This window comes from Vibrio orientalis CIP 102891 = ATCC 33934 (assembly GCF_000176235.1).
Lineage (GTDB): Bacteria > Pseudomonadota > Gammaproteobacteria > Enterobacterales > Vibrionaceae > Vibrio > Vibrio orientalis.
On record NZ_ACZV01000002.1, the window covers coordinates 190,540 to 211,204 of the forward strand.

At 44.8% G+C, this 20,665-nt stretch carries 17 protein-coding genes; 10 read left to right on the forward strand and 7 right to left on the reverse strand.

The window, feature by feature from the left end:
• Window positions 1-404: 404 nt before the first annotated feature.
• A complete protein-coding gene (locus VIA_RS01710; RefSeq protein ID WP_004410145.1) occupies window positions 405-1,250 on the forward strand; it encodes a magnesium transporter in 846 nt (281 codons plus the stop codon).
• Here the strand turns inward: VIA_RS01710 and dacB are convergent.
• On the reverse strand, window positions 1,229-2,665 hold the full coding sequence (gene dacB / locus VIA_RS01715; protein ID WP_004410148.1) for a serine-type D-Ala-D-Ala carboxypeptidase: 1,437 nt from the start codon (window positions 2,663-2,665) through the stop codon (window positions 1,229-1,231). The genes VIA_RS01710 and dacB overlap by 22 nt on opposite strands.
• Window positions 2,666-2,766: 101 nt before the next feature.
• Window positions 2,767-3,798: a porin gene (locus VIA_RS01720; RefSeq protein ID WP_004410150.1), complete on the reverse strand. Its 1,032-nt coding sequence runs from the start codon at window positions 3,796-3,798 to the stop codon at window positions 2,767-2,769.
• Between the two features lie 535 nt (window positions 3,799-4,333).
• On the opposite strand from VIA_RS01720, the gene greA reads away from it, so the two are divergent.
• A complete protein-coding gene (gene greA, locus VIA_RS01725; RefSeq protein WP_004410152.1) occupies window positions 4,334-4,807 on the forward strand; it encodes a transcription elongation factor GreA in 474 nt (157 codons plus the stop codon).
• A 74-nt stretch (window positions 4,808-4,881) separates the two neighbouring features.
• On the opposite strand, the gene yhbY is transcribed toward greA, so the two are convergent.
• Window positions 4,882-5,178: a ribosome assembly RNA-binding protein YhbY gene (yhbY, locus tag VIA_RS01730; RefSeq protein ID WP_004417976.1), complete on the reverse strand. Its 297-nt coding sequence runs from the start codon at window positions 5,176-5,178 to the stop codon at window positions 4,882-4,884.
• A gap of 113 nt (window positions 5,179-5,291) precedes the next feature.
• Between yhbY and rlmE the strand changes: the two genes are divergently transcribed.
• The 4 genes from rlmE (at window position 5,292) to glmM (ending at window position 10,244) form a co-directional block, all read left to right on the forward strand.
• The gene (gene rlmE / locus VIA_RS01735; protein WP_004410155.1) at window positions 5,292-5,921 is read left to right on the forward strand and encodes a 23S rRNA (uridine(2552)-2'-O)-methyltransferase RlmE; all 630 of its coding nucleotides are present in this window, start codon (window positions 5,292-5,294) and stop codon (window positions 5,919-5,921) included.
• Window positions 5,922-6,028: 107 nt separating this feature from the next.
• Window positions 6,029-7,993, forward strand: a complete 1,965-nt coding sequence (gene ftsH / locus VIA_RS01740; protein ID WP_038211371.1) for an ATP-dependent zinc metalloprotease FtsH — start codon at window positions 6,029-6,031, stop codon at window positions 7,991-7,993.
• A gap of 51 nt (window positions 7,994-8,044) precedes the next feature.
• The gene (folP, locus tag VIA_RS01745) at window positions 8,045-8,875 is read left to right on the forward strand and encodes a dihydropteroate synthase (RefSeq protein WP_004410159.1); all 831 of its coding nucleotides are present in this window, start codon (window positions 8,045-8,047) and stop codon (window positions 8,873-8,875) included.
• 28 nt (window positions 8,876-8,903) lie between these two features.
• On the forward strand, window positions 8,904-10,244 hold the full coding sequence (gene glmM / locus VIA_RS01750) for a phosphoglucosamine mutase (RefSeq protein WP_004410162.1): 1,341 nt from the start codon (window positions 8,904-8,906) through the stop codon (window positions 10,242-10,244).
• Window positions 10,245-10,307: 63 nt separating this feature from the next.
• Here the strand turns inward: glmM and VIA_RS01755 are convergent, their stop codons facing one another.
• Entirely contained in the window at window positions 10,308-10,751 is a 444-nt protein-coding gene (locus VIA_RS01755; RefSeq protein ID WP_004410164.1) for a hypothetical protein, read from the reverse strand.
• A gap of 55 nt (window positions 10,752-10,806) precedes the next feature.
• Here VIA_RS01755 and VIA_RS01760 point away from each other — a divergent pair, with 55 nt between their 5' ends.
• Together VIA_RS01760 and rimI are read left to right on the forward strand one after the other, a co-directional pair.
• Window positions 10,807-11,208 (forward strand): DNA polymerase III subunit psi, encoded by a 402-nt coding sequence (locus VIA_RS01760; protein ID WP_038211373.1) that lies wholly within the window; start codon window positions 10,807-10,809, stop codon window positions 11,206-11,208.
• Window positions 11,205-11,651 carry a ribosomal protein S18-alanine N-acetyltransferase gene (rimI, locus tag VIA_RS01765; RefSeq protein WP_004410178.1) on the forward strand — a complete coding sequence of 149 codons (447 nt, stop codon included), beginning with the start codon at window positions 11,205-11,207 and terminating at the stop codon, window positions 11,649-11,651. The genes VIA_RS01760 and rimI overlap by 4 nt, the downstream gene beginning before the upstream one ends.
• 1 nt (window position 11,652) lies before the next feature.
• Here the strand turns inward: rimI and VIA_RS01770 are convergent, their stop codons facing one another.
• On the reverse strand, window positions 11,653-13,710 hold the full coding sequence (locus tag VIA_RS01770) for a bifunctional diguanylate cyclase/phosphodiesterase (protein ID WP_004410180.1): 2,058 nt from the start codon (window positions 13,708-13,710) through the stop codon (window positions 11,653-11,655).
• A gap of 216 nt (window positions 13,711-13,926) precedes the next feature.
• Here VIA_RS01770 and prfC point away from each other — a divergent pair, with 216 nt between their 5' ends.
• Complete coding sequence (gene prfC, locus VIA_RS01775) at window positions 13,927-15,516, forward strand: peptide chain release factor 3 (protein WP_004410183.1); 1,590 nt, start codon at window positions 13,927-13,929, stop codon at window positions 15,514-15,516.
• A gap of 1,459 nt (window positions 15,517-16,975) precedes the next feature.
• Here the strand turns inward: prfC and srmB are convergent.
• Together srmB and VIA_RS01785 are read right to left on the reverse strand one after the other, a co-directional pair.
• On the reverse strand, window positions 16,976-18,214 hold the full coding sequence (gene srmB / locus VIA_RS01780) for an ATP-dependent RNA helicase SrmB (RefSeq protein ID WP_004417380.1): 1,239 nt from the start codon (window positions 18,212-18,214) through the stop codon (window positions 16,976-16,978).
• Between the two features lie 90 nt (window positions 18,215-18,304).
• Entirely contained in the window at window positions 18,305-18,952 is a 648-nt protein-coding gene (locus VIA_RS01785) for a tRNA1(Val) (adenine(37)-N6)-methyltransferase (protein ID WP_004410187.1), read from the reverse strand.
• A 377-nt stretch (window positions 18,953-19,329) separates the two neighbouring features.
• Between VIA_RS01785 and brnQ the strand changes: the two genes are divergently transcribed.
• A complete protein-coding gene (brnQ, locus tag VIA_RS01790; protein WP_004410191.1) occupies window positions 19,330-20,643 on the forward strand; it encodes a branched-chain amino acid transport system II carrier protein in 1,314 nt (437 codons plus the stop codon).
• Window positions 20,644-20,665: the final 22 nt, after the last annotated feature.

Genomic DNA, 20,665 nt, shown 5'->3' on the forward strand with positions numbered 1-20,665 from the left:
AAAGCGCCTAATTAGGCGCTTTTTTTATACGTGCCATTCGACTTATAAGTCGCTCAAATGTTGTGCTTTTTTTGCCTAAAGTGACTGATTTTTTGTTTTGGTTTTGTTACTATGCCCGCGCTGCTATTACAGCAGTTTATTCGGAGACTTTTATGAACAATATCGACCATCCTCCTAGTATGAAAGGGGAAAAATAATCCACTTCGGTATTGTTGTCTCACGCCTCTACCTTAGTGGTAGAGCATCTTTTCTTTCGATATAGCATCCTCACGTTTTTCTCCTCTAAATTCTAGAATCAACACAGTATCCTCACTTGCGTATATAGCAGGTGATGTCGGCTTGTTTTGTTCCGATATATCGCTGTGTTTGATGGTCGTTACCTATTGCCAATCGGGAGATTCGCCATGACGGTAATGAGCAATACTTACATTGAAAATACACCTCACTTTTCCAACGAAGAGATTGGGGCAGCTCGCAATGCATTCTTGCGTTATGAGCAAACTCAACAAGTCCACCTATTAACGGTAATGCCTGTTGAAGAAGCAGTAGCTATACTTCACCACTGTTCTATCGGTTATGTGCAGCAGTTGATTTCAGCGTTAGAAGTGGAAGGATATGACAAGTTAGCGCGACATTATGCTCACCAGCTTGGTTTCATCCATTCTGAAGTAGAGACACCAAGCAGCTATCTTGATACCTCGGTGATTGAGCATGTTAAGCAGCGCATTGGTTGGATTATTGCTTTAGCGCTGCTAGGGATAGTATCCGGGCTGATTATTTCCCAGTATGAAGACACCTTGAGTCAGCTTGTGCTTTTGGCTATTTACATGCCAGTGATTGCGGCAGCAGGGGGAAATACCGGCACTCAGGCGGCGACCTTGGTTATTCGAGCCCTTGCAACTGGGGAGCTACGAAAACGCCAATGGTTAGCGGTATTTTGGAAAGAGAGCCGAGTAGCTTTGTGTTTGGCATTAGCCATCTCGTTGGTGATTGTTGGCCGCATCTTACTCTTTAGTGATGCCAGTACTACTGGAGGCTTTGACCTTAACCTTATTGCATTAGCGATTGCGGTGGCGCTGTTTATCCAAGTGACCATGTCGACTACGCTAGGTGGTTTGCTGCCTATTTTAGCCAGAGCATTTAAACTGGACCCAGCGGTTCTCGTGAGTCCAGTGTTAGCGTCAATTGTTGATATCTCAGGTATGTGGATCTATTTCTCGGTAGTAAATTACTTCTTAGGCATTGCCTGACTGAAGTTCACTACATCTTGATAGAACAGAGTTTCAAACTGAGTAATTGGAGCGACGGTAGGTTTACTGTCGCTTTTTACTTTAGGGGGATGATAGTCAGCGACAAACTGAACGAACAGTGTGCTCGGCTTACCTGATTTATCTAAACCAAATCCTGCCATATTTGAACTGCCATACAGAGAACCACTTTTGGCGGTGATCTCACCTTTAACCGGCGCTTTACGCATACTGCGGCGGTATTTCAGTGTGCCGTTTGTGCCTGACGTTGGCATTAATGAAATTAGATTTAGCTCGTCATCATGTTGCCAAATATAACGCAATACCGCAGCCATATTTTGACTAGTGAAGCGGTTATTGCGCGATAAGCCAGAGCCATCTGCTAGTGGTGTATGTTCGATATCAATCCCTGTTTTAGCAAATAAGACCTGTTTAATTGCTTGTGTACCATTACCAAAGCTGCCTGGTTGGATATAAAACTTAGCGCCAATGGTTTTGGTTAGGTTATCGGCAATTAAGTTATCGGATTTACGTAACATCACTTCGAGTAGCTCTGGGAGCGCTTTTGAGCTGTGAATCGCTAACTGCTTGCCTGATTGATTGGCAGAGCCGACTTTAATACTGCCCTTGAGATCAATATTCAGTTGAGAAAGCAGTGTATGAACAACGCGCTGGGTATAGAGAGAAGGATCTTGCACGGCAAACTTCAGTGGTAATGGCTTACTGCGTTGCTGTAGACATCCTTTCAGTTGATAGTGATTGTCCGGAGAGGTGAGTAACTCTAAATCACACTGCAGGCTCTCTTGCTCATTTTTAGAGACAGTGGCAGCTTGCGTCGTGACATAAATAGGTTGATGCTCCGGTACGTAAACGCGGGTTTTGCCATCATCCTGAGTATAAATCGACGCTTGTACGCAGTTATCATCGAGCGTAATGGCACTCGCAGGTGCGCTATAACAGACGCCAAGGATATCCCACGGCCAACCGACTGCACGGTCATAGCCAGTAAACGCGCTATTGTCTAACCACAAATCGCCTTTGATTGTCTTTACGCCACCATCGCGCATTGTGGTGAGTAATTGCTTGAGATCTTTGGTGGTTAAGGTTGGATCGCCACTAAAGCGAATAACGATGTCATTGCCTGATTTGTCGATACTGGTTTGATAGTGGAACTCATCGCCAAGCTCTAATTTTGCAGCTAAAGCGGTAACGATTTTTAGGGTGCTGGCTGGTGGAAAAAGCTGACTCTGATTGTCGGTCGCGACATAGCTTTGATTGTTCGAGAGTCCTTGCACTTTAAGCGCTGCGCGACTGCCTTGAGGCAATTCGTTGAGTGGAGAATACGAAGACGCTACGGCTAAGGTAGGTAGAATAACCGTCAAGAGGGCGAGAGAGAGTTGCTGTAAGGAGTATCGCATAGTTAAAGAGCCACGATTGAGTCGAGAAAGTTCAGTATAGCGAGTAAAAAAAACGCCCGCTATAGAGCGGGCGTCTTAGATTCATGACATTAAGCCATAAATTAGAAGTCGTAGCGTAGACCGATAGCTAGCTCGTCTTCAGCGTCTGCTTTAGATGCTGTGCCGTTGCCTGCACCAAGTTGACCCATCGCGTCGCCTTCACCGATTAGGTTGAAGTTGTACGAGATGTAAGTACGGAAGTTAGGCTTGAAGTAGTAAGTCGCATCGATTGCAACGTTGTCTGCTGATGTTTCGCCATCAGTTTCAGCGTTGTTGTATGTTGCTGTGAATACTGTCTTCTCTAGCGTGTACGCAGTTGCGAATTCGTAACCAGTGTAGTCGCCGTTGTCTTTCGCTTTTTCACCGTCTGTGAATACACCAGCGAAATATAGGTCGCTAATACGGTAAGATGCTGCAAGCATGTATTCGTTTTGCTCGTCTTGATCAGCGTAACCACCACCAAGTTTAAGGCCAGTGTCACCTAGAGCGTAGATTGCAGATAGAGAGTAGCCATCTTGCTTGTTATCAGTGTAACCGCCAGTAACTACGTTGTCTTCACGGTCAGCAAAGCGGTAGCTTGCTTTTAGACCTAGGTCAGCAAATTGGCCTTTGTAAGAAATCATGTTGTCTGTACGGTCAGCAACAGAAATTTTGTCTGCAGCAGAGTTGCCGTGGTAAGACATGATATCGGTAAAGTCAGTGATAACGCCTAGTGCGCCGTCGTTTTTACCGTAAGTTACTTCGCCGAAGTCACCGCCGATACCAGCGTAAGTGTAACGGTGGTCAATGTCATTCTGGCTAGTTGCAGAGTTGTCATTTGCGTTGTATTCAGCTTCGTAGAAACCAACACCGTATAGGCCGTCAGTGATTTGAGTCTTACCTAGGAAGTTTAGACGTACACGAGTGTTGTCTTGTGCTTTGCCATCTTTAAGAGATAGACGAGCTTCAGCACGACCACCGATCTCTAGAGAGTTGCCGTTTGAGCTGTATACTGAAGTACCTTCGATACCGCCAGCTTGCTTACCATCTGCCGCGTGTGCGCCAGTTGCCACTGCTGCAGCTGAAACTGCTAGAGCAATCAGAGTTTTGTTCATCTTATTAGTCCTAATTTACTGTCCATAAATAGTTGTTTTTGCGAGTGATAACTCACGTGGGGGTTATCCTCTACTTATTACACTCGTGAATCAATGTTCATATGTGAGACTTATGTCAAAATTATGAAGCATCCATGATTCTCGATGAGCAATCGCTGCACAATGTTTTAACGCTAAAGTTCCACGGTGGGGTAGTAAAACGATATAAAAGGCGATTATGAACACTGTTTTATTTGTGGTAAAAAAATATCAAGTTATTGTTTTTTAAGTGTTTGATGGGTTTTCTAATTAAATTCGGATTAGAAATAGTTTTAGTTTTTTTTATTCAATGATGCTTGAGTGAGAGTTTTTTGAAGTTTTTTACAGTGCTGGTTAATTTGGCACCGATCTCACTTTTGGGGCCGTGGTTGATTTAAGGTGATTTAGTTGCCAAGTTTGTTTACACTAGAAGAAATTGTTAGTTAACACACTACCTAGTCCATTGGATTAGGTAGTTTTGTTTTGTCCAAAGAGTGCTTTGGCAAAGAGGTACATAATGGAAAAAGTCCCAATGACACTACGTGGCGAACAGCAGCTACGTGTAGAATTAGACCGTTTATTAAAACTTCGTCCACAGATTTCTGAAGCAATTGCAGAAGCCCGTGAACTTGGCGATCTAAAAGAGAACGCTGAATACCACGCTGCTCGTGAAGAGCAAGGCATCTGTGAAGCGCAGATTCGTGATATCGAATACAAACTGTCTGTGGCTCAAGTGATTGACGTCACTAAAATGGATAATTCAGGCAAAGTAATCTTCGGCTCAACAGTGACTTTGATTGACTGCGATACTGAAGAAGAGAAAACCTACCAGATTGTTGGTGATGACGAAGCGAATATTAAAGCCGGTCGTATTTCGGTAAGCTCGCCAATCGCACGTGGTCTAATCGGTAAGATGGAAGGTGACGAAGTCGTTATTTCTACTCCGGGTGGTGATCGCGATTTTGAAATTGATCGCGTAGAGTATCTCTAAGCGAGCAATTTCTATTGCACAAATATCAAAAAAGGTCGCAGCTGCGACCTTTTTTATTGCCGATTGACGTAAGATTACTTACGAGGCAATTCGATTTTACGCTCTTTGCTTTGACGGAATAGCACAAGCGTTTTACCAATTACTTGTACTTTTTCAGCGCCAGTTTCACGAACGATAGCTTCAATGATCAAGTTTTTAGTGTCGCGGTCTTCAGATGCAACTTTCACTTTGATCAGCTCGTGGTGGTTAAGAGCAATTTCGATTTCCGCTAGAACAGCTTCAGTTAGTCCGTTAGCGCCCATAAGCACAACAGGTTTTAGACTGTGCGCTAGGCCTTTTAGATGCTGCTTTTGTTTAGTGCTTAAGTTCATTACGCGGCCAATTTTCTTTAATATAAGGGTTGAAAAATACCATTTTAACGCCATCTAACCCTGAAGACTATAATTTATTGGGTTAGTTGTTCCCTCTATCTATTAGGATACCAATGAGTAAACAGAAACACTCGGCCAGTTCTGGTCGCTGGTTGAAAGAGCATTTTGATGATAAGTACGCCAACGAAGCGAGAAAAAAAGGCTATCGTTCACGCGCTTACTTCAAGATTGAAGAGATCCAAACCAAGGATAAATTGCTAAAACCGGGTATGACTGTTGTCGATCTTGGTGCAGCACCGGGTGGTTGGTCTCAATATGCTGCTAAGATAATAGGTGAAGAAGGGCAGATTATTGCATGTGACCTACTTCCAATGGATCCAATCGCTGGCGTAAGCTTCTTACAAGGTGATTTCCGTGATGATGCGGTACTGGAAGCATTACTTAAGCGTATCCAACCTTCAATGGTGGACGTGGTAATGTCGGATATGGCACCAAACATCGCAGGTAATAACTCTGTAGACCAGCCGCGCGCTATGTATTTAGTTGAATTGGCTTTAGATATGTGTCGACAAGTTCTAGCACCTAATGGTAGCTTTGTTGTAAAGGTTTTCCAGGGTGAAGGCTTTGATCAGTTTGTCAAAGATATCCGAGATATGTTTAAAGTCGTAAAAATCAGAAAACCTGACTCATCGCGAGCGCGCTCACGAGAAGTCTTTGTTGTAGCCACTGGTTACAAAGGTTAACTATTTGCTCCTTCGCGGGCAGGTTAACACTATAGCTACAGGTTATAAACTGTAGTACCCTACCTTTAATTACAATTAGTTATCGAGAGGCTGACACCTTGAGTGACATGGCAAAAAATTTAATTCTGTGGCTTGTTATCGCTGTCGTATTGATGTCGGTTTTCCAGAGCTTTGGCCCTGGAGAGAGCAATGGCAGAGCGGTGGATTACACCACGTTTGTACAGGAAGTTGGCCAAGGCCAGATTCAGGAAGCAACTTTTAAAGACGGTGAGATTAGTTTCACTCGTCGTGGCGGCGGCGCGCGTTATGTTACTTACATGCCAGTCTACGACCAAAAGCTCCTTGATGACCTAATTAACCAAAATGTGAAAGTACAAGGCACACCTCCAGAAGAGCAAAGCCTACTAGGTACTATCTTTATTTCTTGGTTCCCGATGATCTTACTGATTGGTGTATGGATTTTCTTCATGCGTCAAATGCAAGGCGGTGGCGGTAAAGGCGCTATGTCTTTCGGTAAGAGCAAAGCTCGAATGATGAGCGAGGAACAAATTAAGACCACTTTTGCAGATGTTGCAGGCTGTGATGAAGCAAAAGAAGATGTAAAAGAGCTAGTAGATTACCTACGTGATCCAAGCCGCTTCCAGAAACTGGGCGGTAAGATTCCAACGGGTGTTCTAATGGTTGGTCCTCCTGGTACAGGTAAAACGCTACTTGCAAAAGCGATTGCAGGTGAAGCGAAAGTACCGTTCTTTACTATTTCAGGTTCTGACTTCGTTGAAATGTTTGTTGGTGTTGGTGCATCTCGTGTGCGTGACATGTTCGAACAAGCGAAGAAAGCGGCACCTTGTATTATCTTCATCGATGAAATCGATGCGGTAGGTCGTCAGCGTGGCGCTGGTGTTGGTGGTGGTCACGATGAACGTGAACAAACACTTAACCAAATGCTGGTTGAAATGGATGGTTTCGAAGGTAACGAAGGTATTATCGTTATCGCCGCGACTAACCGTCCTGACGTACTTGACCCTGCGTTATTGCGTCCGGGCCGTTTTGACCGCCAAGTGGTGGTTGGTCTACCAGACGTACGTGGTCGTGAGCAGATTCTTAAAGTACACATGCGTAAAGTCCCTCTTTCAGGTGACGTAGAGCCATCTCTAATCGCACGTGGTACTCCAGGCTTCTCTGGTGCAGACCTTGCTAACTTAGTTAACGAAGCAGCACTGTTTGCTGCTCGCGGTAACAAGCGCAACGTATCTATGGTTGAGTTTGAATTGGCAAAAGACAAGATCATGATGGGTGCTGAGCGCCGTTCAATGGTGATGTCTGAAGAGACTAAAGAGTCAACCGCGTACCACGAAGCGGGTCACGCGATTGTTGGTCGACTCGTTCCGGAACACGATCCAGTGTACAAGGTATCGATCATTCCACGCGGCCGAGCGTTAGGTGTGACTATGTATCTACCAGAACAAGATCGCGTCAGTATGTCTCGTCAACACCTTGAGTCTATGGTTTCAAGCCTATACGGTGGTCGTCTTGCTGAAGAGCTAATCTACGGTGCGGACAAAGTATCAACGGGTGCTTCGAACGATATCGAACGTGCGACTGATATTGCACGTAAGATGGTGACTCAGTGGGGCTTCTCTGAAAAGCTTGGTCCTCTTCTTTACGCAGAAGAAGAAGGTGAAGTGTTCCTTGGTCGTAGCGTTACACAGACTAAACATATGTCTGATGACACTGCGAAGCTAATCGATACTGAAATTCGTAAAATCATCGACCGCAACTACACTCGTGCTAAACAGATCCTTGAAGAAAACATGGATATCATGCACGCAATGAAAGATGCGTTGATGAAGTACGAAACGATCGATGCTGGTCAAATTGATGACCTGATGGAGCGTAAAGACGATATTCGTGAACCAGCAGGTTGGGGCGATAACGCCAACAAACCTGAAGAAAAGCCAGAAGTGAAAGCTGAAGAGGCGCCTGTAGAACAGGCTGCTGATAAGTCAGCAGAAGAGAAAGTAGCTTCTGAGGAAACGACTACTGAAGCGCCAGAGAAAAAAGACTCTGAGTAATTCACACTTTAAGACCAAACCCCGGGGAAACTCGGGGTTTTTGCATTTATTATGATCTTGAAAGCCAATAATAAGTCCCTCGATTTATCCAAGCCCCAAGTGATGGGGATTCTTAACGTTACACCTGATTCATTTTCTGATGGCGGGAAGTTTGACACATTAGATAATGCGTTAACTCAGGCCAAACGTATGATTGAAGCGGGCGTTACCATTATCGATATCGGTGGTGAATCGACGCGTCCTGGTGCCCCAGATGTGACATTGGAACAAGAGCTACAACGTGTTATTCCAGTTATTACTGCTATTCGCCAACATTGTGATGTGTGGATTTCGATTGATACCAGCAAGGCTGAGGTGATGCGTCAAGCAGCAGCAGCAGGTGCTGATATCATTAATGACGTTCGTGCACTGCAAGAGCCGGGGGCATTAGACGTTGCAGCGCAAGCTGGTTTACCGATTTGTTTAATGCATATGCAAGGTCAACCTCGCACAATGCAAGCAAACCCGCACTATGAAGACTTAGTCAAAGAAGTCGGGGAGTTTTTGCAAGAGCGAATTGAGGCCTGCGAGAAAGTTGGCATTCAACGAGAGCAGCTCATTCTCGATCCCGGTTTTGGTTTTGGCAAAACGATGGATCACAACTATCATATGCTGGCACATTTGGATGCTTTTCATCAGTTTGGCTTACCCATTCTTGCCGGTATGTCGCGTAAATCGATGCTGTTTAAGTTACTTGAAAAAGCCCCTGCAGAGTGTGTCGCTGCGAGTGTCAGCTGCGCAACGATTGCAGCGATGAAGGGCGCACAAATTATTCGTGTTCATGACTTTGAACAAACGCTTGATGCTATGAAAATTGTCTCAATGGTCAAAGCGAACCATTGAGAGTTATAAAAAATATAAAGGAATAACTATGTCAGATAAGAGACGTTATTTTGGTACCGATGGTGTCCGTGGCAAAGTAGGCCAATACCCTATTACTCCTGACTTTGTCTTGAAGCTAGGTTGGGCCGCAGGCCGCGTACTGGCTAAGCAGGGCACTAAGAAAGTGATCATTGGTAAAGATACCCGCATTTCAGGCTATATGCTTGAGTCTGCGTTAGAAGCCGGACTTGCGGCTGCCGGTTTGAAAGCAACTTTTACGGGCCCAATGCCAACGCCTGCTGTTGCTTACTTGACACAGACATTCCGTGCTGAAGCTGGCATTGTTATCTCTGCATCACACAACCCTTATTACGATAACGGCATCAAGTTCTTCTCATCTGAAGGCACTAAACTGCCGGATGACATCGAGTTAGCGATTGAAGCTGAACTGGATAAAGATATTGAATGTGTAGAGTCATCCTTACTTGGTAAAGCGACTCGACTTAATGATGCTGCTGGACGTTATATTGAATTCTGTAAGAGTACTTTCCCAACAGAGTTAAGCTTAGCTGGTCAAAAAATCGTAGTCGATTGTGCGCACGGTGCGACCTATCACATCGCTCCTGCGGTATTTAGCGAACTCGGCGCAGAAGTGGTTGCCATGGGTATTGACCCAAATGGTACTAACATCAACCATGAAGTTGGCGCGACAGATGTTCGTGCGCTACAAAAACGTGTTGTTGAAGAAGGTGCAGCTCTTGGTCTTGCTTTCGATGGTGATGGTGACCGAATCATCATGGTTGATCATCTAGGTAATAAGGTTGATGGTGACCAAATTGCTTATATTATCGCGCGTGACGCGCTACGTCGTGGTGAGCTAAAAGGCGGTGTCGTTGGCACATTGATGACTAATCTAGGTATGGAAAACGGTCTTAAGCAGCTGGGTATTCCATTTGTTCGTGCCGCTGTTGGTGACCGTTATGTGATGGAACAACTGCTTGCGAAAGGTTGGAAGATCGGTGCTGAGAACTCTGGTCACGTGATCCTATTAGATAAAGTGACGACTGGTGATGCGATTGTGGCAGCGCTGCAAGTACTCGCTTCCGTTGTGGGCAGCGATATGTCACTACATGACCTATCACAAGGCATGACGCTATACCCACAGGTACTTGAAAATGTTCGTTTCGAAGGTGACTCGAACCCACTTGAAGCTGATGCGGTAAAACAAGCAACAGCAGAAGTTGAAGCGGATCTTGGTGATAAAGGCCGAGTGCTATTGCGTAAGTCTGGTACAGAGCCTCTGATTCGCGTAATGGTCGAAGGGCAAGATGGTGAGCTTGTTCAAGCCTCAGCACTGAAGATTGCAGCAGCAGTGAAAGCGAGCTTCTAAGATAAGCGCCAATGTTGATTAAAAAAGCCACCTGACTAGGTGGCTTTTTCTATTGGCAAATCGTTATTCTTCGCCAGTGCGCTTTTTACCCCACACTTCAATTTTTGCTTTTTTGCTTAAGCCGACGGCGCTGAGTGTGGTGCTGCCCCAGCTGTCATAAGTCATGTCGAGTTTTTTGAACTTAGCTTTTTCATCACCAGGTAAAGTCCAAGTGCGAGTTGACATGCCCTTGGTTAATGTACCCATTGTTTTCAGCTCTTTAGTGCTACCATCAGACATGGTAACAACCAACTCTTTTAGGTTTACTGTGCCTTGAACAACTTTAATTTTTAACTTGCTGAAGTTGCGCTCACTGATATAAGCCAAAGGCTCAACGGTATCGGTTTCTGCTTTATAGTTAACCACTTTATCGCTGATTAATACCCAGCCATCGGCCTCTTTAGCGAAACTGTGCGGAGCAAAAAATAGAACCAGTGATGACAGTAAAATAGTGATGATTTGTTTCATGTTACCTCTGCGTTTTATGTTAGGATTGCCTCGTTTAACTTAGTGACGACTCCTTATGCCACACCACGAGATACAGTATTTACAAGAAATGGGGATTCAGTATTATCAACTGAGCCACCCAGAAAGATTGCAAGGCTATCAATCGCCTAATTTAGTATTGCAAGAGTCTTGTCAACTTTTACTGGTTTCTCCTCAATATCCGAAAAAAGAGACAGCTTTAATGTTCGAACGGGTCTTGAAAAGCATCAAATTGGACTTGTCGCAGGCGTTACATATTTACCCAGAACAGCTTTCTCAACTGGAACAGCCTTTCACGGGGTGGGTATGGTTCGCTGGCTGTGACGCACCATCGCAAGCTTCAGGTCAGGTGCTAACGTCTCCTCTGCTTAGCGATATTGATGGCAACAACGAGCAACGTCGTGCTCTTTGGCAACAAATTTGTTCATACCAAAAATGAAAAACTCAATTCTTCCATTAGATAATATCCATTTAGACTGTGTGTTACGTATTGAACGTGCAGCGCATAGTCACCCTTGGTCAGAAACTCTGATTCGCGATATCAATAGCCGAGGTGCGAGCCACCATGTCTTACTGCAGGATGATAAGGTTGTAGGATATTTCTACGCGCAGAACATCGTGGGTGAGGTAACCTTACTTAATATCGCTGTTGATCCGCATTTGCAGGGTAAAGGTTATGGTAAGCAGCTAATTGAGGGATTTCTCGATATGTGTGAGCAGGCCAAAGCAGAGAGTGCGTGGCTTGAAGTCAGAGAAAGCAATACTCGCGCGTCAGCCTTGTATGAAGCAATCGGCTTTAATGAAGTCGATCGACGTATCAACTATTACCCCACGACGACGGGCAAAGAAGATGCGATTATCATGAGCTATATCTTTTTCTAGACTACTTTTGTACCGCTTTAATGACGGTAGGTTCGTCAACAGGGTAGAAGTTCTTTTCAAAACGTTGAGCCAACTCGGTAACTGGAAGCGGCTTATCAAATAAGTAGCCTTGGAACTGGTCACAGCCGAGTTGTTTTAATGCCTGCAGTTCGTAGGCATCTTCGACACCTTCCGCTATTACTTCTAGGTTGAGTCTTTTTGCCGTCATAATGATGGTGTCTACGATTGCTTGGTCACTCTCATCTAAATGAAGCTGAGTAACGAAAGAGCGATCGATTTTTAATACATCGACCGAAAGGTGTTTGAGGTAACGCAGTGAAGAGTAGCCAGTACCAAAGTCATCAATTGAGGTCTTGAGGTTATGCTGCTTGAGCTCCTTCATCTTTTGTACTGTGCCTTCCACATTCTCTAACAGCAAGTTTTCGGTAATTTCGAGTTCAATATGCTCTCCACTAATACCTGCTTGCGCCATAGAGTCGACGATATGTTCAACAAACGCACTTTGAGAAAACTGCAACGGACTGATATTGATCGCCAAGCGGCGAAATGTGTCTGGTAGCAGGTTGAGCCTCTTCCAGTTGGCGTACTGATAACATGCCTGCTCAATTATCCAGTTACCGATTTGCAATATTTGTCCTGTTTCCTCAGCAATAGGCATGAAGACCCCGGGTGGCAGTAGCCCTTTTTCTGGATGGTTCCAGCGAATTAGCGCTTCGACACCAATAATATGATGCTTGTCGTCCACTTGAGGCTGGTAGTAGAGCTCAAGCTGACCTTTATTAATCGCTTCATGCAGTCCTTTCTCTATTTCTAAGAATGACTCTACTTGAGCCTGCATCTCAGGTTCATAGAACATGTATTTGTTGCGACCTGCCACTTTGGCTCGATAGAGAGCGGTGTCTGCTTGGCGAAGCACATCAATATTGGTGCCGCCAACCGAAGGGAAAACGGCGATCCCGACACTGACCGTGCAATACAGTTGGTGGTCGTCGATTGAGTAGGGGTTGGAAATCAGAGCCAGTAGCTGCTGAGCAAGTTCATGGGCTTTATCTACTGATGTGTGAGGAAGCAGTATGGCAAACTCATCACCACCGATTCGAGCTGCGGTGAACTCCTCTTGTAGCCACGCTTCAATTCGCATTGAAATCGCCTTGATTAAATGATCACCAATGGTATGCCCAAGTGAATCGTTGATGGTTTTGAAGCGGTCTAAATCGAGGTAAAAGAGTGCCCCAGCTTGATTGTCCTTGTTGGCGTGTATGATTTCATCTTCCAGCATTTGTAGCATCAGGCTGCGGTTTGCTAGGCCTGTTAAGGAGTCATAATAAGCAAGCTGATTGAGCTGAACCTCTGCCGCTTCTCTATCTTTCCATAGAGTATCAAAGGTTTGTGCTAAGTGGCCGAGTTCATCATCGCGATAGAGTGTAGGAGGAGGGAGAACACTGTCCTTGTCCTTATTCTGCAGCGAACGTACCCACTCAATAAGAGTCACCAATGGTTTTGACAGTTTTTGATAGAAAAACATCAATAAGATGGACGTCAGCAGGATGTTTCGGAACAGGTCAAACAGCAAGATCTGGGTTGTTTTAGCGATAAAATCTTTGGCGATATACGCGCCGTTCACCGAAAAGCTTAAGGTACCCACTACGACATGAGAATTAGGTTGGTGAAGGTCTGTTTGATAAATAGGCGTTGTTGGAGTTAAGTAACTCGAAAGTGCCTCGGTAAAATCACCTTGCTGGGAAATGTTTTTTTCCCGCTCCGTCAGCGTATCCCCAAAGTCATCAATAATTTGAACTTTGTAGATAGCATTATCCATCATCAAGCTAGACGCCACTTGTTCTGCGAGTAGTTGGTTTAAGTGATACGCAGATTGGCTTGCATTAGAATAATTTTGCAATAGCTTAAATTGATAGTGTTCTTCGATGCGCTTTTGCTCCTGATGGAGATCCACCAAAATATGATAGAAGCTAAAGCATATCCCCAGAATTACCGATACTAGGAAAACAGTTTTAGCTTGTCTAAAAGCGAGTGAGTTAATTTTTTTGCTTTCTGGCATAGTCGAGATAAGTTCCTTCTACTTCTTTAGTTATAGTTCATATTTATTGATATTTTAATCTGTAGTGGAATAGAAACTCTTTTTACGTCATTTTCATTGATGAAGTTGCCCCTTAAGGGAATATAAGCGAAAATACTGCGCAAAACTGAATCGAACCGCTAGAGCTAGAGTTTTGACTCGCTCGATATAGCTCATAGACAGAAGAAGAACCCTTTCATGTCAAATACTCCTTTTCTTGGCGAAGTGTCTAAACGTAGAACTTTCGCTATCATCTCGCACCCAGATGCGGGTAAAACCACCATTACAGAAAAAGTACTGTTATTCGGAAACGCAATCCAAAAAGCAGGTACAGTAAAAGGTCGTGGCTCTGCTCAACATGCGAAATCTGACTGGATGGAGATGGAGAAAGAGCGTGGCATCTCGGTAACAACCTCTGTGATGCAGTTTCCTTACAATGACTGTCTAGTTAACCTCCTTGATACTCCGGGACACGAAGACTTCTCAGAAGATACTTACCGTACATTGACTGCTGTGGACTCATGTCTAATGGTTATCGATGCGGCGAAAGGTGTCGAGGATCGTACCCGCAAACTAATGGAAGTAACGCGCTTACGTGATACTCCAATCGTTACCTTCATGAACAAATTGGACCGTGATGTACGTGACCCAATGGAAGTGCTTGACGAAGTTGAAAGTGAGCTAGGCATGGCGTGTGCGCCAATTTCATGGCCTATCGGTTGTGGTAAAGAGTTTAAAGGTGTTTACCACATTCACCGTGACGAAACGATTTTGTATGAATCTGGCCATGGTCACGAAATTCAAGAAGTGCGCATCATCAAAGGTCTAGATAACCCAGAGCTTGATGAAAAAGTCGGCGCAGACCTAGCGGAAAGCGTTCGTGAAGAGCTAGAGCTAGTGATGGGCGCATGCCCTGAGTTTGATCAAGAGCTATTCTTAGCGGGTGAACTGACTCCAGTATACTTTGGTACCGCACTAGGTAACTTTGGTGTTGACCACATGCTTGATGGCCTAACTAAATGGGCTCCAGCGCCGAAAGTGCGTCAAGCAGTAGAGCGTGACGTAGAGGCAACAGAAGATAAGTTTTCTGGCTTTGTATTTAAGATCCAAGCAAATATGGATCCTAAACACCGTGACCGTATTGCTTTCATGCGTATCGTGTCTGGTACGTACACCCAAGGCATGAAAATGAACCACGTTCGTACGGGTAAAAACGTCAGCATTTCTGATGCGGTAACCTTTATGGCGGGCGACCGTTCTCGTGCTGAGAATGCTTACGCAGGTGACATCATTGGTCTACATAACCACGGTACGATTCAGATTGGTGATACCTTTACACAAGGTGAAGCATTGAAGTTCTCTGGTATTCCAAACTTTGCTCCTGAACTGTTCCGTCGCATTCGACTAAAAGATCCATTGAAGCAGAAGCAGCTACTAAAAGGTCTGGTTCAGCTTTCTGAAGAAGGTGCGGTGCAAGTATTCCGTCCACTACAAAATAATGACCTTATCGTAGGTGCAGTAGGTGTGCTTCAGTTTGATGTGGTTGTTGCTCGTCTTAAAGCAGAATACAACGTAGAAGCCATCTATGAAGGTGTAAACGTTGCGACAGCTCGTTGGGTAGAGTGCTCAGACGGTAAGAAGCTCGATGACTTCCAACGTAAGAACCAAACCAACCTAGCACTGGATGGTGGTGATAACCTGACGTACATCGCGCCAACTATGGTTAACTTGAATCTGGCGAAAGAGCGTTTTCCAGAGGTTGAGTTCCGCGCGACTCGCGAACACTAATACTCTTCATATTTGAAGCTCTGGCAGCGTTAACTTCACTCATCCGCCCCAGTCACATAGCGTACTATGCTCCTGGGGCCGGATTCGTTCGTTGCCTTGCTATAGCTCCAACTATTTTGAGTACCTTCCGTGTTCAAGGCGAATTTACTTGTCGCCTTGCTCTCACAACAAACGCTTTGAAGAACCGTTTCCGAAATACCGCCTTATTTAAGGCGGTATTTTTTTAGGCCGTCATTCCTTAGAACGACGAAGGAGTGAGTAAGGAATCTCTCAAAGGGAGTCGCTATCTTGATGAGATCCCCAACTCGTTCGGACCTCACTCTTGAGGATGACGCTGTCTGAGGTGATTCATATAGATTCTGTCATTCCTTAGAGCGACGAAGGAGTGAGTAAGGAATCTCTTAAAGCGAGTCGCTATCTTGATGAGTTCCCCAACTCGTTCATGCCTCACTCTTGAGGATGACGCTGTTTGAGGTGATTCATATAGATTCTGTCATTCCTTAGAGCGAAGAATGAGTGAGTAAGGAATCTCTCAAAGCGAGTCGCTCTCTTGATGAGAGCCCCAACTCGTTCGTGCCTCACTTTTGAGGATGACGCTGTCTGAGGTGATTCATATAGATTCTGTCATTCCTTAGCGCGACGAAGGAGTGGGTAAGGAATCTCTTAAAGCGAGTCGCTATCTTGATGAGTTCCCCAACTCGCTCGTACCTCACTCTTGAGGATGACGCTGTTTGAGGTGATTCATATAGATTCTGTCATTCCTTATAGCGACGAAGGAGTGAGTAAGGAATCTTCCAAAGGGAGTCGCTATCTTGATGAGATCTCCAACTCGCTCGTACCTCACTCTTGAGGATGACGCTGTCTGAGGTGATTCATATAGATTCTGTCATTCCTTAGAGCGACGAAGGAGAGAGTAAGGAATCTCTCAAAGCGAGTCGCTCTCTTGCTGAGATCCCCAACTCGCTTGTACCTCACTCTTGAGGATGACACTGTCTGAGGTGATTCATATAGATTCTGTCATTCCTTAGAGCGACGAAGGAGTGAGTAAGGAATCTCTGAAAGCGAGTCGCTCTCTTGCTGAGATCCCCAACTCGTTCGTGCCTCACTCTTGAGGATGACGCTGTCTGAGGTGATTTATATAGATTCTGTCATTCCTTAGAGCGACGAAGGAGTGAGTAAGGAATCTCTGAAAGGGAGTCGCTATCTTGATGAGCTCCCCAACTCGTTCGTACCTCACTCTTGAGGATGACGCTGTCTGAGGTGATTCATATAGATTCTGTCATTCCTTAGAGCGACGAAGGAGAGAGTAAGGAATCTCTGAAAGCGAGTCGCTCTCTTGCTGAGATCCCCAACTCGCTTGTACCTCACTCTTGAGGATGACGCTGTCTTAATGTGATTGAAAAAAGAAAGGGTTGATGCTTTCACATCAACCCTTACTCATATTATTTAAGTCAAAAGATTACTTTTTCTTCTTAGCGACTTTCTTCTTATCTTTAGCGGCAGTTTTCTTCTTGTCGTCTTTTTTCTTGTTCTTTTTCTTAAACACAGGCTTTTTGTGTTTAGGGCGCATCTCTTTGATAAAGCGCTCTTTGATCTCTTCTTTTACGTAGCGAGCAACGCGGTCTAGCATTGGTTGGTCGTGCGCTTCAACAAGAGATACCGCATTACCTTTTTTACCAGCGCGGGCAGTACGGCCAATTCGGTGTAGGTAAACGTCAGCACTACGAGGCATGTCGTAGTTGATCACATGGCTCACGTCAGGAAGGTCGATACCACGAGCAGCAACGTCGGTCGCCAGTAGTACGTTCACTGTACCATCACGGAAACGGGCGATAGCGTTATTACGACGATCCTGTGGCATTTCACCTTGAATCCAAGCACAAGGAATTTGCGCTTTCTCAAGTTCAGCACGAAGCTCACCAAGACGCTCACGAGTTTTTAAGAACACAATTGAACGCTCAGCTTGATCTGTGATGATCTTTTTAAGTAGCTCAAGCTTATGGTTCATATCGTCTGCACGGTGGTACCACTGTGCGATTTTCTTACGCTCACGACGCGATGGCTCTGCGTCAACTTCAGCCGGATCTTTGAGTAGATCTGCGGTAAAGCCTTCTACCCCTTTACCTTCAAGAGTGGCAGAGAATAGAAGAGTCTGTTTACGCCAACGACATTCAGTAGAAAGGCGATCAACTGTCGGGCCAAAGCCCATATCCAGCATGCGATCTGCTTCATCAAGGATCAGCCATTCAATCGCACGACAGTCAAAGCGTTCTGCGTTGATGTACTCCATCAAACGTCCAGGTGTTGCTACAACGATATCTTGGGTCTTACCTAAGATGTCAGCATGCTCTTGGTACTGAACACCACCAGTGATAGTAAAGATATTGAGCTTGGTATGTTTAGCCAGTGCACGTGCTTGATCAGCGACTTGCATAGCGAGCTCACGTGTTGGAGTCAGGATTAGCACTCGAGCAGGTCCCGGTTTACGACGAGGGAAGTCTTGCAAATACTGTAGTGCTGGTAAAACAAACGCAGCCGTTTTACCCGTTCCCGTCGGGGCAGAAGCGAGTATATCTCGGCCATCTAACGCTTGCGGAATGGCTTCAGCCTGAATTTGTGTTGGGCGGTCATAACCCATTTCTTCAATGGCGAGGAGTAGGTTAGGGTCTAGCTCCAATTCAGCGAAATTTCTGATCACTATAATGTCTCCACAAGCGAGTTGATGTGAGCGTTAAATTTAAGGGGTCGTATTATAGAGTGTTCGGTGACAAGGATCACACCTTATTTTCTACATCTTTAGATAAAACGCCTTTGTTAAGCGGATAAAGTCACTGCTATAGCCACCATTGTCATGAATAGTCAGTGTAGTGAGAACCGCAGAAGTGGATTGTTTACCTAGTTGAATCAATAGCCTAGATACCTCTTTGTACTCAGTTGGCCTTACTTGGCAAAGGCGTTGTAGTGACCAACCTTGCTGTTTCGCTAGGTCAATAAAAGCATCCCCTTCAACTTTGGGTAGTACAAAACTTGCGTAGCCTTGATCAGTTAATAGATCCCAGCAGCACTGCAGTAAATCTTCATGGCTTAAGCTATTCGTGTGTCTGGCCGTTGCTCGGCTGATATTTTGAGTTTGCTCACCACTATTAAAGTAAGGAGGGTTGCAGATGATAGTATCGAATTTGCCATGAAATGGCCGAGTTAGCACATCTCCAGAGTGAAGCTGAATACGATCAGACCAAGGCGATTGGGCAAAGTTAGATTGCGCGGCTTGCAAAGCGTTACTGTCAATTTCAATCGCATCAATAGTTAAAGATGCGTTACGTTGAGCACACATTAAACTCAGCAGCCCGGTACCAGTGCCAATGTCTAATAAGTTTTTCGATGCTTCTAGTTTCGCCCAAGAGCCCAACAGTACCCCATCGGTACTGACCGGCATTCCCGAGTATCCCCCGGAGACTCTAAATTGCTTAAATTCAAAACTTTTTGTCTTTTTCATAAAAAATTATGTTTATCGTCAAATGTTTAATTTTTGAGTTAAATGATCTGTTGTTAATTAATTGTTTGGTTTTTTGTTCTGCTTGTTTTCTATTTGTTGTGCTTATTGGTTAGTTAATTGACCTGGTTATTTTTAATGAAGTAGTGATATATGCTGTATTTTTAGTGTAATTTTGAATTTATATGGCGTTTTTAGTCGATGACTTGCTACTGAATCAGGATTTCGTCATTATGCGCGCCTAAATTTTATAGAGTGGACATGGTTTTGTACCACTCAACAAACACAACATCGATTAAATAATAATGAAAGGGTCTACAGTGAATCAGACTTTAAAATTAACAGATATTATTGCGGTAGGCTTTATGCTTTTCGCATTCTTTTTAGGTGCAGGTAACATCATATTCCCTCCATTGGCAGGTCAGCTTGCTGGTGAGAATCTATTGCCAGCGATGACAGGTTTCCTTTTAACTGCGGTAGGTCTTCCTCTTATTACTATCGTTGCTATTGCAGTTGCTGGTGGTTCTTGGGAACATCTAACCAAAGATCTGCCTAAGCGTGCGGCTATGATTATGGCTGTACTGATCTTTATTATCATTGGTCCTGCATTTGCTGCGCCGCGTACTGGTCTTGTTGCGTATGAGATGGCGGTAAAACCATTCTTTATTGATGCGGCTCAATCACACCTCACTCTTTTCTCGATTCTATTCTTTGCCGTAGCGATGTTCTTCGCATGGTCGCAAGGTAAATTGATCGACGTCATCGGTAAGGTGTTAACGCCAGTTCTGTTCATTGGCTTGATTGTTCTGGCAGTAGCTGTATTCGTTGATCCTCAAGGTGAGATTGTTGCTGCGCACGGTGAGTACCTCACTCATCCTCTACAGAAAGGCTTCCTTGAAGGCTACAACACCATGGACACGTTTGGTTCATTGATGTTTGGTGTGCTGATTGTTGATGCACTGCGCCAAAAAGGCATTACAGAGCAAAAAGCGACGGCTAAGTACCTGATCAGTTCTGCTTGTATTGCGGCTGCGGGTCTAGCGTTCGTTTACATCTCACTATTCTACCTTGGAGCGACTAGTTCTGCTGTTGCGGCGGGCGCGGACAATGGTGGTGTGGTACTTAGTCTTTATGTTCAATCTCTATTTGGTCCTTACGGTCAGATCGTGCTGTCAATCATTGTACTGCTTGCGTGTCTTACAACGGCGATTGGTCTTATTTCTGCCTGTTCTGACTACTTCAGTTCGCTAACACCAATCCCTTACAAAACTTGGGTAATCATCAATGGTGTCGCGTGTGCTGTTGTGGCTAACGTTGGTTTGTCTCAGTTGATTGCACTGTCTGTGCCTGTGCTATTTGCGCTATACCCAGTGGCTATTGCACTAGTGGCATTGACCTTCTTACGTAAGAAGCTACCAAACCCTAAAGCGGCATACCGTGTCGTGATCCTAGTTTCTCTATTGTTTGCTTTGATTGATGCGGCGAAAGTGGCTGGCGTTGATGTTTCAGCATTCAACATGTTACCGCTATTTAATATCGGCATGGGTTGGTTGCTACCGACAGCTGTCGCAATGGTCGCTATGCTATTCGTAGGTAAAGCAGAACAGCCTGCAATCGCAGAAGAAACTGCATAATAACTCAGTAATCATGATTCAA

What these genes read in the sequence shown, in the direction of transcription:
- VIA_RS01785 (WP_004410187.1), bottom strand. Translation starts at nt 18,952, where the DNA reads ATGCCGGTCAGTACCGATGGGGTACTGTTGGGCTCTTGGGCGAAACTA.
- VIA_RS01710 (WP_004410145.1), top strand. Translation starts at nt 405, where the DNA reads ATGACGGTAATGAGCAATACTTACATTGAAAATACACCTCACTTTTCC.
- VIA_RS01760 (WP_038211373.1), top strand. Translation starts at nt 10,807, where the DNA reads ATGCCACACCACGAGATACAGTATTTACAAGAAATGGGGATTCAGTAT.
- prfC (WP_004410183.1), top strand. Translation starts at nt 13,927, where the DNA reads ATGTCAAATACTCCTTTTCTTGGCGAAGTGTCTAAACGTAGAACTTTC.
- VIA_RS01755 (WP_004410164.1), bottom strand. Translation starts at nt 10,751, where the DNA reads ATGAAACAAATCATCACTATTTTACTGTCATCACTGGTTCTATTTTTT.
- folP (WP_004410159.1), top strand. Translation starts at nt 8,045, where the DNA reads ATGATCTTGAAAGCCAATAATAAGTCCCTCGATTTATCCAAGCCCCAA.
- dacB (WP_004410148.1), bottom strand. Translation starts at nt 2,665, where the DNA reads ATGCGATACTCCTTACAGCAACTCTCTCTCGCCCTCTTGACGGTTATT.
- rimI (WP_004410178.1), top strand. Translation starts at nt 11,205, where the DNA reads ATGAAAAACTCAATTCTTCCATTAGATAATATCCATTTAGACTGTGTG.
- VIA_RS01770 (WP_004410180.1), bottom strand. Translation starts at nt 13,710, where the DNA reads ATGCCAGAAAGCAAAAAAATTAACTCACTCGCTTTTAGACAAGCTAAA.
- yhbY (WP_004417976.1), bottom strand. Translation starts at nt 5,178, where the DNA reads ATGAACTTAAGCACTAAACAAAAGCAGCATCTAAAAGGCCTAGCGCAC.
- rlmE (WP_004410155.1), top strand. Translation starts at nt 5,292, where the DNA reads ATGAGTAAACAGAAACACTCGGCCAGTTCTGGTCGCTGGTTGAAAGAG.
- glmM (WP_004410162.1), top strand. Translation starts at nt 8,904, where the DNA reads ATGTCAGATAAGAGACGTTATTTTGGTACCGATGGTGTCCGTGGCAAA.
- greA (WP_004410152.1), top strand. Translation starts at nt 4,334, where the DNA reads ATGGAAAAAGTCCCAATGACACTACGTGGCGAACAGCAGCTACGTGTA.
- VIA_RS01720 (WP_004410150.1), bottom strand. Translation starts at nt 3,798, where the DNA reads ATGAACAAAACTCTGATTGCTCTAGCAGTTTCAGCTGCAGCAGTGGCA.
- ftsH (WP_038211371.1), top strand. Translation starts at nt 6,029, where the DNA reads ATGGCAAAAAATTTAATTCTGTGGCTTGTTATCGCTGTCGTATTGATG.